Source organism: Chryseobacterium rhizoplanae (genome assembly GCF_900182655.1).
GTDB lineage: Bacteria > Bacteroidota > Bacteroidia > Flavobacteriales > Weeksellaceae > Chryseobacterium > Chryseobacterium rhizoplanae.
In genome coordinates, this window is the sequence record NZ_FXTC01000001.1 from 214,644 (window position 1) to 229,036 (window position 14,393).

Consider the following 14,393-nt stretch of genomic DNA (forward strand, 5'->3'; position numbering starts at 1 on the left):
ACAAAATGCAAGGAAAAGGACTTATTACAATTGTCGCTATTGTACTAGGGTTGATTTGCTTAAACGAGCTATTACCAACATGGTACGCCAGCAAAATTGAAAAGCAGGCGACTGCTATTGCAGGAGACAATCCGGAGAAGTATCAGAAAGAAATTGCTAGACTTTCTAAGGATACTTTGAATCTAGGATTCACAAAACTTTATTACACTAAAGCCAAAGACAAGGAAATGAAACTTGGTCTTGACTTGAAAGGAGGGATCAACGTTCTTTTGGAGATCAACCAGAGAGACCTTGTGAATGATTTAACAAATTATTCTACAAACCCTGTTCTTATTGAGGCTTTAAACAAAACTGATGAAGCACAGAAGAATTCTACAAAAGCTTACATCGATAACTTTTTCGAGCAATTCGATCTGGTTAACAAAGCTAAAGGAACAAACCTTAAGTTGGCAGATCCGGAAATTTTCGGAAATACGACACTTACTGAAGTGAAGTACAACACTCCTGATGAGCAGGTAAAAAGCATTGTTAAAAGAAAAATTGATGCATCTGTAGGAACAGCTTTTGAGGTAATCAGAACGAGAATTGATAAAATGGGTGCGGTGCAGCCAAACGTTCAGAGAGTACCTGGAACAGCTAGAATTTCTGTGGAAATGCCTGGTATGAAGGACATCGATAAAGTGAAGAAAATGCTTCAGACTTCTGCAAAACTTCAGTTCTGGGAAGTACAGCAGGTTCCTGAAATTGCACCTTATTTCCAGACTTTGACAACTATGGTTGCTGCAAAAGGAGATTCTATGGGAGTGGCAAAGAATGTGAACTTCATGAAACTTTTACAGCTTGACAAATTAAGAACGAACGGTGTTGCCAACGTAAAATTATCCGATACAGCTGTTGTAAATAAAATTTTAAACAGTAAAGTAGGTCAGTCTTTACGTCCGGCTAACATTAAATATACACAGTTCATGTGGGGTTACAAACCTGAAGCTACAGATACTGAAAGCTTGGTATTGTATGCAATCAGAGGTAACATCAACCAAAAAGCTCCTGTAGATGGTGCTGTTGAAACTGCAAACATCAGCTATGATGAGCTGAGCAGAGTAGTAGTAGACATGCAGATGGATTCCAAAGGAGCAAAAGACTGGAAAACATTAACTGAGAAAAACGTTGGTAAGCCGGTTGCTGTAACGCTTGACGGTAGAGTGTATACTGCACCAAACGTTGTCAATGCAATTCCGAACGGTAGAACCCAGATTTCTGGTAACTTCTCTCAGGAAGAAGCTAAAGAACTGGTAGACGTCTTAGGAGCAGGTAAATTACCAGCGGGTGCAAAAGTAGTTCAGGCTACAGTTGTAGGTCCTTCATTAGGGCAAGAATCTATTGATGCGGGTGTTTTATCATTTGGTATCGCATTCTTATTAATTATTGCTTATATCATTTTCTACTACGGTGGAGCTGGGGTTTATGCAGTAATTGCAATGATCATCAACCTATTCTACATTTTCGGAATTATGGATTCCGTAGATGCTACCCTTACGCTTCCTGGTATCGCAGGTATTGTACTTACAATGGCCATGGCGGTAGATACGAACGTAATTATCTATGAAAGAACCAAAGAAGAACTTTTCGCAGGAAAAAGTATTCTTGAAGCATATAAGGACGGTTTCAAACATGCATTAAGTGCAATTGTTGACGGTCACTTAACGACATTATTAACGGCAGGTGTACTATTCCTTTTCGGAACAGGACCTATCAAAGGTTTTGCATTAACATTAGGAATCGGTATCCTGATGACATTCTTTACTTCGGTATTGATTTCAAGAGTAATGATCTTCTCCAGATTGAATAAAGGAAAACACCTTTCAGTTTGGACAGGTGCTACAAAAAATCTTTTCAGAAATACCTGGATCGATTTTATTGGAAAAAGAAAATACGCTTACATCATTTCCGGTGTTTTAACTATTGTTTGTATCGCATCTATTGCCATCCACGGATTCAAATATGGTATTGACTTTACAGGAGGTAGAAACTATGTGGTAAGATTTGATAAGGCTGTAAATGCTGAAGATGTTGAAGCTAATTTAGTGAAGATGTTCCAGACTGAGGATGGTAAAAACTCATCCGTAGAAGCTAAAACTTTCGGTAATGACAAGCAGTTGAAAATTTCTACAGATTACCTTATCGAAGATGAATCTTTGAAAGCTGACCAGACTGTTGAGCAGAAATTATATGAAGGATTAAAATCCAGCTTACCTGCAAACATGACGTTAAAAGATTTCAAATCTGCAGATAAAGATCATTCAGGAATCATTTCTTCTGAGAAAGTAGGACCTACGGTTGCAGATGATATCAAGACTCACGGTATTCTTGCTGTAGTTGCAGCATTAGCAGGTATTTTCATTTATATCTTGGTGAGATTCAGAAAATGGCAGTTCTCTCTTGGTGCTGTTGCAGCGTTATTCCACGATGCGGTGATCATTTTGGGAGCTTATTCATTGCTTCATAAGTTTATGCCATTCAACATGGAGATCAATCAGGATTTCGTTGCTGCAATTCTTACTGTATTGGGTTACTCAATCAATGATACAGTAATTATCTTCGACAGAATTAGAGAATACTTGAGAGAGAAAAAATCTTTAACATTAGCGGGTCTGTTTGATGACTCTATCTCAAGTACATTGGGTAGAACATTCAACACCTCATTTACTACGATTCTGGTTATCCTTGCGATCTTCATTTTCGGTGGTGATAACCTGAGAGGATTCATGTTTGCTATGTTAATTGGTATTGGATTCGGCACGTATTCATCTATCTTTATTGCGTCTGCAATTGCTTATGACTTCCTTAAAACAGGAAAAGAAGAAGAGGTACATGGAAAAACCACTTCTACAAAAGAAGAGATTGCTTCAAAGTAATACAAACTACAATAAATTAATAAAGACCGTTTCGAAAGAAGCGGTCTTTTTTTATATGCTTTACGGTTTTATAAGTTTATATTCAGTTTAATAGCTGGTAACATATATTTTCAGAGAGGTTAATATCTTTTCATAATTAACAGTTGAATTTTCAAGCAATTATTGATTATTTTATTCATTTTTTATAGGTAATTATTTATTAATTGTTTTCATTCTTATTTTACTGTTTATTTTTCAATAAATTTTATTTTTTGAAATTGTGTTAAAGTAGACTTATGTTTAATAACTCAAATTTTATAGAGTAAAATTTTTTTGTATAATTGTTGAATAACAAAGGGTTTTTGCGAGTTTATATTGAAATAGTTGTTTTGTTTTAAAATTATTAAAAAATAAGAGTTTTATGTAATTAATTATTTTATATTTACTGTAAACAAAACAAAAATGAAAGTCGAAAAATTATTCGTTGCTGCGGCATTATGTGCTGCCAGTTTCCTTTACGCACAGGTTGGGATTAGTACTCCAAACCCTGACAAAAGTTCTGCATTAGATGTTACCGGCACCAATAAAGGCGTATTGATTCCCAGAATTTCCGATCTCACAACAATAGCTGCTCCAGCTAATGGTTTATTGGTTTATGATCTCAAAAGACAGGCACTGGCTCAGAATATCGGAACACCTTCCAGTCCAAACTGGATCCCGATCAGTGGGAATGTCGTCAAGTTCTTCTATATGCCTTCTATCAGTATTGATACTTCTACGTTAGGTACAGGAAGGACAAAAGACTTATTCCAGCTTTATAAAACTCAGTTTTCTACCCCAAAAGTTTCAAGTACCGGAGCTCCGGGAGCGATTCCTTTTTTTGTCAATGCAACAGATCTGTATTATTATGTGACTGATTTTGACACTGCAGTTTTAAGTAATGTAAGTATTGATGCTAATGGAATTCTTCGCTATGATGTGATAGGATCGGCTACTGCCTGCTCTTTCGTGAATATTGTATTTGTAATCAAATAATTTTAAGAGGCATACAGTCATTATGATCATCCTTGTTCAGGGGTGAGTTTCCCGTGTATAAATAACTTTAAAATTATTGATGATGAAAACAAATTCAATATTACGATATATGCTTATAACAGTTTGTCTTTTGGTATCAGGCAAAATGACATCTCAGGAGATGGTAACACTTCCCAATGGCGGATGTGGGAGATTATTGGATACTAATACATCAAGTTCAAGTGATGGTGGGTTTCTTTGTTTCAGATTGGGAAAAGAAGCTGTTAATCCGGGGAATATGACTGATACGGATGTTAATTCATACGCCTCTTTAAAGCCGGGTACAGGTGCCGGCCTTTTCTGCAGTATGTATGTAGGAATAGGAACCAACGGAGCTGATTTTCTGGCTAATAAACCTGTGTATATTGACTTTGCTTCAGATGGTTTTAATTTTAATCCCAGTTTTAATGGGGGAAATTTTGTTTTCTACAACAACGGGCAGGAAGTCTACCGTACAGGTGTTAACGGACATTTCTTCTTTGATTTTGGTGATAATCAAGGGCGCAGGATCATTAAAGTAATTCCCACAGCAGCATGGGATGAAGTACGGCTGGATTTTGGAGAAGCTATAGGGATTGGTTTCTCATTCAGTCAGATGAGAGTGTATAACATTCTTTCAGAGTATTATCTGGCTCCTATGACTTATCTGTCTCAGCCTTCTGATAAAACTGTGGCTGCAGGCGGATCAACAACAATGACTGCTGTGATCAATAATACGCCTACAGATGAAACTCCGGATAATATTACTTACCAATGGCAGGTTCTCAATGGAGGTACATGGACTAATTTGGCGAATGGTACCAACTACAGCAATGTTACTTCATCCACTCTTGCGATCAGCAATGTACCTGCAGGGTTTAATAATAATCAATACCGTGTAGTGGCCAACTCCAGCTTTCACACCTGTTCCTTCCAGGCAATTTCTACTGTAGGCAGACTTTTTGTAAACTCTGTAAATAACCCCGGAACCATTTCGGCAGACCAGACGTTATGTATGGATATCAGTAATGATCCGGCTGCCTTTAATCAGACTACAGCAGCACAGGTAAGCGGTTCTGCGGAGTATCAATGGCAAAGTTCAGCAGATAATGTAACATTTGTGAATATTGTCAATGCAACATCTGTTACTTATGATGCCCCACCAGTTACCCAGACTACTTATTATCGCAGGGGTGTGAGGTCTGTACTCAATGGAAATACTACCGGCTATCAATACAGTAATGTGGTAAAAGTGACTTTAAAACAAAGCTGCCTGATCAAATGTATCATAACGAACAGAATGATATATACAAAGTTGAATTCCAATTAAATAGAATGATTTCTGATTGATTATACAAGCCTGTTTCAAATTTTTCTTTTGAAACAGGCTTTTTTCTTGTTGAATAGCTTATTCTTTTATTCCTTATAAATACTGAATGAAATTGAGTGTATTATTAATATTATACTTCTTTAATACAATGAAATTTAGAACCATTATTTTTAAGATTTGATTAATTTTGCACCATCATGGAAAATTCAAAGAAAAAAGCGGCTATAGGCTTCATATTTATTACTTTACTGATAGATATTACGGGATGGGGAATCATCATTCCTGTTGTTCCCAAATTAATTGAGGAACTTATTCACGCAGATATTAGTGAAGCCGCGAAATATGGTGGCTGGCTTGGATTTGCCTATGCATTTACCCAATTTATATTTTCTCCGCTTGTCGGAAACCTGAGTGATAAATATGGACGCAGACCTGTGATCCTGATTTCTCTTTTCGGATTTGCCGTGGATTATATTTTCCTTGCCCTGGCACCCACAATCTGGTGGCTGTTCCTGGGAAGAATTATTGCCGGAATAACGGGCGCAAGTGTTACTACTGCCAGCGCCTACATTGCAGATATTTCCACTGATGAAGACAGAGCCAAGAATTTTGGACTGATAGGGGCAGCTTTTGGGCTCGGATTTATTATAGGTCCGGTTCTGGGTGGAGTGCTTGGTCATTATGGAGCCAGAGTTCCTTTCTATGCTGCTGCAGGCCTATGTCTGCTTAACTTCCTGTATGGGTATTTCATCCTTCCTGAAAGTTTGGATAAAGATAAAAGAAGAGAGTTTGACTGGAAACGTGCCAACCCTATAGGTTCATTTAAATTTTTAGGTAAACATCCTGAAATTTCAGGGCTTATTCTTTCTTTAATATTGATTTATATTGCAGGTCATGCTGTACAGAGCAACTGGAGCTTCTTTACGATGTATAAATTCAACTGGACAGAAAGAATGGTGGGAATTTCATTAGGAGTCGTAGGTTTATTGGTCGGTCTTGTACAGGGCGGGCTTATCAGATGGACTACTCCAAGGCTTGGAGAGCAGAAAAGTATTTACTACGGATTGGCTTTTTACGCTGTAGGAATGCTGCTGTTTGCTTTTGCTTCTGAAGGATGGATGATGTTTGTCTTTTTGGTTCCTTACTGCTTAGGAGGAATCTGTGGACCGGCTTTACAGTCTGTCATCACAAAAAGCGTTCCTTCCAATGAGCAGGGTGAACTTCAGGGAGCATTGACGAGTTTAATGAGTGCAACTTCTATTATCGGGCCTCCGATGATGACCAATCTGTTTTACTTTTTCACGCATGATGAAGCACCCTTCAAATTTTCCGGTGCGCCTTTCTTTTTAGCATTTATTTTAATGGCGATCAGCGTTGTGATCACTTATTCTGCATTTCAGAAAAAAGGAAAAGAAAAAATAAAGGATTTTTAGAAAACAATAGATTTGTTCTATTCCGAGCATATATATGGCTCCGGGTTCAATCTATTCAATAATTTTACAGGAGTAGTTTTTCTGCTTTTTTAAACACAAAATAAATTATGGATACATTAAACCTGGAAAAGTATTTCGAAAGAATTCATTTCTCAGGAACTCCGGAAACGAGTATGGAGGTCTTGAAAACAATACACCAGCTTCATCCTAAACACATTCCCTTTGAGAATATTGACCCTTACACAGGAACAGTTCCTTCTCTGGATATGGATGATATTTTCAAAAAACTGGTTACAGAATCGAGAGGCGGATATTGCTATGAACAAAACCTGCTTTTAAGCGAAGTTTTAAAACATTTAGGCTTCAATGTAAAATTACAATTGGGAAGAGTAGTATGGGGTAGACAGGAAGACAGCGTTGCGGCACAGACTCATTTATTACTGATCGTTGATTTTGGAGGTAAAAAATATATTGTAGACTGTGGATTTGGGACAGCTACCCTTACATCACCGATCCTTTTAAATGAAGAAGAACCACAGCAAACACCCAACGGAATATTTAAAGTTTCCCATAAAGAAGAAACCTATACCCTCTGGATGCTGAAAGAACAATGGTCCCCGGTGTACCGCTTCATACCTGAACATGTAGAGCCTATTGATCTTACTATCTCAAATTGGTATTTGTCTACTCATCCGGATTCTCATTTTAAAAACAAACTGATCCTTTCAAAAGTAGATGAGAATGCCCGTTATACCTATACAGACCATGTCCTGAATATCCGGTCTGATCATGGTGAAAAAGAATCTATATCTATAGAAAATGATATGCAGTTGTATGAAATACTGATGAATACTTTTGGACTCAAAGAAAATGCAGTAGAAGCGTTAAAATCAAAAACCGAAGTTTGACGGGAGATAAAAATGCAATCTTTGTATATAACAAAAACGGGAAGCTATCCAGCTTCCCGTTTCTTTGAAATCTGATTTTTATGAAAATTATGGATAAAGGGATTTTGTCCCGTTACTTACAATATTACTGCCCAATCCTGAGAATGACACAGAAAAGTTAGTGGTATTAAAGCTTAAAGAACCTGTAGGTGTACAAAGTCCCAATGCATAACGGCACTGTCCGTAAGCACCTGTTCTCTTTATAATCTTACTCTCACTTTTTGCTTTTCCTAAACTGATATATCCCCAGTCGCTTACATCTGCATTGGAAACTGTAGAACCAGAATAATAAATCGTAATCTGATATCCGGTTTCACCTCTTTTTGAACCCCACAGCCAGCTTGCTGTCCACCATTGTTTATACCAGGTAGAAACTACTTTTGCTGCCTGATTGTTGTCGGAAGCTTCCGAATTTCCACGCGGATCCATCATGATAAGACCTCCGAAAATGTTGTCCCAGATAATCCCTGAATCTTTGTAAAAACATAGGGTGGTAAACTTTCCGTTTTTTCCATTCCATGTTATCTCCATAACGTTGGTGCCGGCTTTTACTTCTTCAGTGACAGCTTCTTTCAACCCCTGCTGAGCTGTTGTCAGATCATCTCCATTGTATAGATCTCCAATTTTTCCAATCTTTACTGAAGAGGGATCCATAATGTTTCCCGATGCAATAAACTGGTCTTTGTCTGTGATCAGGCTATTGGAAAGATCAATGCCTTTTTGAGTTGAAATTTTTCCCAATACTTTCACTTCTGCAATCTGCAGATCATTTTTCAGATAAGTTTCAAGGTTTTTTCCGGATTCATTCAGTTGAAGCTGTACCGTTTCAGGAACAATTTGAGAGGAAAGAGGGGTGATCTCTTTTTTCAGGTCTGCGACGGTTGTTTTGGCCTGAACTGTTTCCTGTTGATTGATTTCGTTGTTTTCATTCTGGCAGCTATTGAATGCCAATGCCGATAATACGGCGAAAACTTTAAAAGTAGTCACTAGTTTTTTCATACTATATATTTGTTTGGTTGTGCATTATAAATATACAGAATTGTTGCGTAATTCTCATTGTTTTGAATTAAATGTTTGCTAATTTATAATTTTTAGGGATTAGGTAGCAGGTGGTAGGTGGTAGGTAGCAGGGAATGGGAGTTAGAGAATAGAGGAGGGAGAAGAGTTTCAGATAATGACCCATATTCAATTTTTTAACTTGAACCTAGAACTTAAGACTCTGAACTCTGAAATTTTACAAAATCTTAAAATTTGTTTAAATTTTTAGTTTACCATTCATAAATGCAATAATCTTTCGTAATTTTACCGGATGGAATTAAGCATTGGAGAAATGGCACTCATTGCCATTGCAATCGTTGTGTTATTCGGACCGGATAAACTGCCTCAGATTGCGCGTGACTTAGGTGCAGGCGTTAGAAAAATGCGTGGAGCAGTAGAAGATATCAAGACTGAAATCATGAAAGAAACAGATAATCCTGTTTCTGAAATAAAGCGTGAGATTGAAAAGGTGAAAGATGCTGCCAAAGATTTCAACCCGATGAAGGATATCGAAAAAGATATTCTGACGGAACCTGGTACTCTTGCTTCTAACGAACCTCCAAAGCCGAAGCCGGCTGATGATGAGACTTATGAAGGACCTGTAAGCAGATAATCATGGAGGAAATCATTCAGGAAGATAAAAAGGTATTTCTTTACCTCAATAATCTGGGAGATTCATCTTTCGACCAGTTTTGGATGCTGATTTCAAGTACCTGGATTTGGGTACCTCTTTATATTATTTTTCTTTATTTTTTATACAAAAATTATCAACTAAGAACTTTAGTTTTTATTCTTATATTTATTGGGCTTGGAGCTGTAGTTTCTGATCAGCTGGCCAATGTTTTCAAATATGGGGTAGCGAGGTTGAGACCATGCCATGACCCTACTTTGGAGCATCATATGAGGATTGTGAAATGTGGCGGACAGTTTGGGTTTTATTCAGCTCATGCTTCCAATACCTTCTTTTTGGCAACTTATTTAGGTATTTTACTGAAAAAGAAGATTAAATGGTTTCCTTATGCTATATTTGTATGGGCTCTGGTTGTTTCGTACAGCCGGATCTATTTAGGAGTGCATTTCCCAATTGATATTTTGGTGGGGGCGTTTGTTGGATCTTTATTGGGAGTGATATTTGGTGCACTCGCCAAAAAAGTGATCAATAAACAAACTATAACCTCATGAAAAAAACTTTATTATTAGTAACTTCCCTTTGTTTTTCCCTTAATTTCTATGCCCAGGATAAAAAACTGGCCGCAGACTGTTTTAATAAAGCTGATTATAAGTGTGCTGAAGAGCAATACTTAAAACTGGCTGAGAAAGAGCAGATTCAAAAATTTCAGTCAGAATATTATGATTATCTCGGGACAGCTCAGAGAAGGCTTGGGAAGACCACTCAGGCTTTTAAATCTTATGATTCTGCCTTAAAAGCAAATCCTATGTCGGTTTCCGTGTATGTTAACCTTTCATCGCTTTACAGCCAGAAAGGAAACAAGGTAAAAGCACTGGAATATGTAGAAAAAGGACTGAAAGTGAATCCTGAAACTCCGGATTTATATCTTACCCGTTCCAAAATCTACGACAGCCAGGGAAAAAAGGAGCTTGCCATCAAAGATCTTAATCAGATTCTGACGTTTGCACCCGATAATATTTTTGCAAAAACAGGGCTGGCCAATCTGAAAAAAAATAGTGGTGACCTGGATGGCGCTTTAAAAGATTACAATACACTTATTTCTGAAAAACCCGAATCATTATTGTACAATGGCCGCGCTGATGTGTATTTTAAAATGAAAAAATATAAAGAAGCACTTACTGATGTGAATAAAGCTATTTCCATAGATCCGAAATTCGCGCAATCTTATGTGAGCAAAGCTATGATTCTGATGGATAGTTCCAAACTTAAGGAAGCATGTACAAATCTGGATAAAGCGGTTGCTTTGGGTTATGAAAAAGCGATGCTGACGGATTCCTATGCTAAATGTGGGAAGAAATAAACTGACCTGATTATTTAATTAAATCCAAATTAAAATACCAAAATCTGGTTTAACTGTTTTAAAAACGAATAAAGAAAAAGAGAGATGCTGAATATTGTTCTTGTAGAACCTGAAATACCGAATAACACAGGAAATATCGGAAGATTATGTGTGGGAACCGAAAGCAGATTACACCTGGTTCATCCATTTGGATTTGTAATTAATGACAAAAATCTGAAACGTTCCGGACTGGATTATTGGGTACATCTCGATGTTTCTGAATATGAAAATATTGAAGAATGGATTCAGCAGATCCCTGATCAGTCCCGCGTTTTTTTAATGAGTTCACATGCTGAAAAATCATATCTGGAAACCGATTTTCAGGATGGAGATTGGCTGGTGTTTGGAAAAGAGAGTGTGGGCCTTAGTGAAGAGGTTCTGGACCGCTTTGAAAATCATCTGACCATTCCTATGTCTAAACTGATCAGAAGTTTTAATATCGCCAATTCCGTTGCTTTTGTAGTGGGTGAGGCGAAAAGACAGATCGGACTGAAATAAATTCAATACATAAAATGAGGCTGTCTCAAAAGTGTCATTCTGAACACAGACTAAAAGTCTGCGAACGCAGTTCAGAAATGTAGTGAAGAATCTCATGTGTAAAATCTCAAGAAGATTCTTCCTTCGTCAGAATGACAAAAGTCAAAGCTATTTGATTTTTGAGACAGTTTTTTGTATTAATCGTTATGATAGGGCTTGCCCTGTAAAATCTGATCAGCACGGTAAAGCTGTTCAACAATAAACAGGCGGATCATCTGGTGGGTAAAGGTCATTTTAGATAAAGACATTTTTTCATTCGCTCTGCTGTACATTTCTTCAGAAAAGCCATAAGCGCCTCCAATCAGGATGTGTACTTTTTTCACAGAAGAATTCATCCAGGTATCAATTTTCTGTGAAAATTCACGGCTGGTAAACTGTTTTCCTTTTTCATCAAGAATTACTACCAGATCGTTTTTGTCAATATGATTTAAAAACAATTTGGCTTCTTCCTTTTTAAGAAGGTCGGGAGAGAGGTTTTTGGCATTTTTAACATCCGGAATTTCAGTGATTTCAAAATTCCAGTGTTTAGGTAAACGGTTAAGATAATAATTGATTAAAGACGTAATTTCCTTATCGTCTGTTTTACCGATACAAAGTAAACTGATTCGCATTATAAGAAGTTTCAGAGGGCAAAGATAGGGCTTCGGGGAGAAAAGTTCAAAGTTTTGGGTTGAATGTTTCTGGTTGAAGGATGTTGGTTATTAGTTGCTGGTTTCTAGTTATTTGTTCTCGGTTCTTGAATCTCATTCAAAAAATTCACTTGCGAAGCAAAATTCACTATTGACTTGAATAAACCTTCATTACTATTTCACAGAATATTTTTCCCTAATCCCTGCTGCCTTCTATCTAACACCTGCCACCTAATTCCTGCCACCTATCACCTCTATCTCTTCCCTATTTAATTTAATTCCCCTACATTTGTATAAAGACAAACAGATCGATGAGTGTAAAGGTTCCCAGATTTATTTTGAAGATTCAAGAGTTTTTTGACAGCATCCATATTCCTGTTTTGGGAATATCGCTTTGGCAGATGTTTCAGATCTATATCTCGGGAATTTTCAAAGGAAAAATTGGTAGAAAAGCAGCGGCTATTTCCTGGAGCTTTACCATAAGTCTTTTTCCATTTATTCTGTTTCTGCTTTCTGTTTTACCTTATATGCCGCATTATGATAAACTGCAGTTCTATATTTTTGATGTACTGATGCATAATGTGTTCCCTTCGAATATGGAAGGTGACGTAAGAGGATATATAGAAAGCAATATCATCCCAAATATGAGAGGAATCAGTAACCTGACCATTGTTCTTGCGCTTGTTTTTGCTACAAATGGTACATTTTCTCTGATTAATGGTTTTAATGAAAATACGGATGAAAAACTGAGTGATGTAAAGGAGTTTATTCTTTCATTCTTTATCACAATAGGCTTTATTACCATTGTTTTTTTAGCTCTTTTCGGGGTGTATTATGTAGAGGTCGTAATGAAGCTGTTTACCCCTGCTTATGATATTACCTGGCTTGTAGATAATCTCTCCAGTATTATTGGATTCGTTTCTTTTCCTCTTTTTTACTTTATTCTTCTGACCTTATTTTATTGGTTGGGAACCGTAAAAATTACAAGATTCAGACAGGCGGTTCCTGGTGCTATTTTAACCACAATACTATTCGTTGTTACTACTTATATTTTTGCGATTTATGTAAAGGATATTGCGAGGTACAACGTTCTTTACGGATCCATCGGAAGTATGATCCTGCTGATGGTTTGGGTGAATGTGAATGTATACCTGCTTTTATTCGGAAATGAGCTGAATATGGCGATCAGAAAACTTAGAATAGAAAAGCTGCTGTCTGATGAAATTCAGAGAGAAACCATACACTATCACAGCCAGATTACAGAACCTGACTTTGATGGTGACGAAGAACATAAGAGAAAACTGGAAACCCGAAAAAAAGATTAATTCTCTTCCAGTTCGGGATTTTCTTTTGAACTTATACTTAGTATGGTAAATCCTGCAATAGCAGCTATAAATGACGCAATCAAAATAGCAAATTTCGCTTCATCCTGAATGGGGATCTCTCCTTTAAAAGAAAGCAATGCAATAAAGATGGACATGGTAAATCCAATTCCGGCCAACAGACCTACACCAATCATCTGAAGCCAGTTGCTGTTTTGAGGCAGAGAACTAAGCTTTAATTTGATCGCAATGAGTGAAAACAGATTGATACCGATCAGCTTACCCAATACCAAACCGCAAATAATTCCCAATCCTAATGTACTTGTAACACCGGCAACCATTTCACTGGAAAAAGTGATATTGGTGTTCGTTAAAGCGAATATGGGCATGATCAGAAAGCTTACCGGAATGTGAAGCTGATGCTCCAGTTTTTCCAATGGCGATATTTCTACATGGGAAGCGTTGGTAGGTATTGAAAAGGCAAGTAAAACACCTGCTATAGTGGCGTGAATTCCGGAGTGATGAAGGAAATACCATAAAAACAGTCCGGGAATAATATAAAATATAGTTTTGGTTACTTTTAAGAAATTTAAAATAAACAGCAGGGCAGTCACTCCAAAAGATAACAGGAGATAACTCCAGTGGATTTGTTCAGTATAGAAAATTGCAATCACAAGAATCGCTCCCAGGTCATCTACAATAGCCAATGCTGCTAAAAATATCTTGATAGAATTGGGAATCTTTTTACCCAGCATTGAAATAATCGCCAGAGAAAAAGCAATATCTGTGGCCATAGGAATTCCCCAGCCATTGCTGTATTCCGTTCCGGTATTGAAAATGCTGTAGATTACAGCAGGAACAAGCATTCCGCCTACCGCTGCAAAAATGGGAAGCGAAGCATTTTTAAAAGATGAAAGTTCACCTTCTACCAGTTCCCGCTTTATTTCAAGGCCTACCAGAAGGAAGAATACGGCCATCAATCCGTCATTGATCCAGATGCTGACAGGATATTCCAATCCAAAAAGATGGGTGCCCACTTCTTTGTCTAAAAAATGCTGAAAGTTCTCTGCAGCAGATGAATTGGCAATAAGCAATGAAACAAGTACACAGAAAATAAGAATAATTCCTGAAGACTGACTGTTGTTGAAAAATTTTTTAAAATATAGAGATAAATTCATGT

General features: G+C 37.2%; 13 protein-coding genes. 10 read left to right on the plus strand and 3 right to left on the minus strand.

What is annotated here, in order from left to right; genetic code table 11:
* The first annotated feature begins 5 nt into the window (after positions 1–5).
* The 5 genes from secD (at position 6) to FN817_RS00955 (ending at position 7,618) form a co-directional block, all read left to right on the plus strand.
* A complete protein-coding gene (secD, locus tag FN817_RS00935; protein WP_142716313.1) occupies positions 6–2,915 on the plus strand; it encodes a protein translocase subunit SecD in 2,910 nt (969 codons plus the stop codon).
* Positions 2,916–3,356: 441 nt separating this feature from the next.
* Positions 3,357–3,929: a hypothetical protein gene (locus FN817_RS00940; RefSeq protein ID WP_142716314.1), complete on the plus strand. Its 573-nt coding sequence runs from the start codon at positions 3,357–3,359 to the stop codon at positions 3,927–3,929.
* 109 nt (positions 3,930–4,038) lie between these two features.
* Positions 4,039–5,277 (plus strand): hypothetical protein, encoded by a 1,239-nt coding sequence (locus FN817_RS00945; RefSeq protein WP_142716315.1) that lies wholly within the window; start codon positions 4,039–4,041, stop codon positions 5,275–5,277.
* A gap of 197 nt (positions 5,278–5,474) precedes the next feature.
* Positions 5,475–6,710, plus strand: a complete 1,236-nt coding sequence (locus tag FN817_RS00950) for a TCR/Tet family MFS transporter (protein ID WP_142716316.1) — start codon at positions 5,475–5,477, stop codon at positions 6,708–6,710.
* A 107-nt stretch (positions 6,711–6,817) separates the two neighbouring features.
* Complete coding sequence (locus tag FN817_RS00955) at positions 6,818–7,618, plus strand: arylamine N-acetyltransferase family protein (protein ID WP_142716317.1); 801 nt, start codon at positions 6,818–6,820, stop codon at positions 7,616–7,618.
* Between the two features lie 87 nt (positions 7,619–7,705).
* Here the strand turns inward: FN817_RS00955 and FN817_RS00960 are convergent, their stop codons facing one another.
* Positions 7,706–8,656: a hypothetical protein gene (locus FN817_RS00960; RefSeq protein ID WP_142716318.1), complete on the minus strand. Its 951-nt coding sequence runs from the start codon at positions 8,654–8,656 to the stop codon at positions 7,706–7,708.
* A gap of 310 nt (positions 8,657–8,966) precedes the next feature.
* On the opposite strand from FN817_RS00960, the gene FN817_RS00965 reads away from it, so the two are divergent.
* The 4 genes from FN817_RS00965 (at position 8,967) to FN817_RS00980 (ending at position 11,223) form a co-directional block, all read left to right on the plus strand.
* A complete protein-coding gene (locus FN817_RS00965) occupies positions 8,967–9,308 on the plus strand; it encodes a Sec-independent protein translocase subunit TatA/TatB (RefSeq protein ID WP_047376773.1) in 342 nt (113 codons plus the stop codon).
* A gap of 2 nt (positions 9,309–9,310) precedes the next feature.
* Positions 9,311–9,877: a phosphatase PAP2 family protein gene (locus FN817_RS00970; RefSeq protein ID WP_047423334.1), complete on the plus strand. Its 567-nt coding sequence runs from the start codon at positions 9,311–9,313 to the stop codon at positions 9,875–9,877.
* A complete protein-coding gene (locus tag FN817_RS00975) occupies positions 9,874–10,686 on the plus strand; it encodes a tetratricopeptide repeat protein (RefSeq protein ID WP_142716319.1) in 813 nt (270 codons plus the stop codon). The genes FN817_RS00970 and FN817_RS00975 overlap by 4 nt, the downstream gene beginning before the upstream one ends.
* A gap of 84 nt (positions 10,687–10,770) precedes the next feature.
* Positions 10,771–11,223 carry a tRNA (cytidine(34)-2'-O)-methyltransferase gene (locus tag FN817_RS00980; RefSeq protein WP_142716320.1) on the plus strand — a complete coding sequence of 151 codons (453 nt, stop codon included), beginning with the start codon at positions 10,771–10,773 and terminating at the stop codon, positions 11,221–11,223.
* Positions 11,224–11,399: 176 nt separating this feature from the next.
* Here FN817_RS00980 and FN817_RS00985 read toward each other — a convergent pair whose 3' ends face one another.
* Entirely contained in the window at positions 11,400–11,873 is a 474-nt protein-coding gene (locus FN817_RS00985; protein WP_047423331.1) for a 23S rRNA (pseudouridine(1915)-N(3))-methyltransferase RlmH, read from the minus strand.
* 329 nt (positions 11,874–12,202) lie between these two features.
* On the opposite strand from FN817_RS00985, the gene FN817_RS00990 reads away from it, so the two are divergent.
* Positions 12,203–13,216: a YihY/virulence factor BrkB family protein gene (locus tag FN817_RS00990; protein WP_142716321.1), complete on the plus strand. Its 1,014-nt coding sequence runs from the start codon at positions 12,203–12,205 to the stop codon at positions 13,214–13,216.
* On the opposite strand, the gene nhaA is transcribed toward FN817_RS00990, so the two are convergent.
* Entirely contained in the window at positions 13,213–14,391 is a 1,179-nt protein-coding gene (gene nhaA, locus FN817_RS00995) for a Na+/H+ antiporter NhaA (RefSeq protein ID WP_142716322.1), read from the minus strand. The two genes, FN817_RS00990 and nhaA, sit on opposite strands and share 4 nt — an antisense overlap.
* Positions 14,392–14,393: the final 2 nt, after the last annotated feature.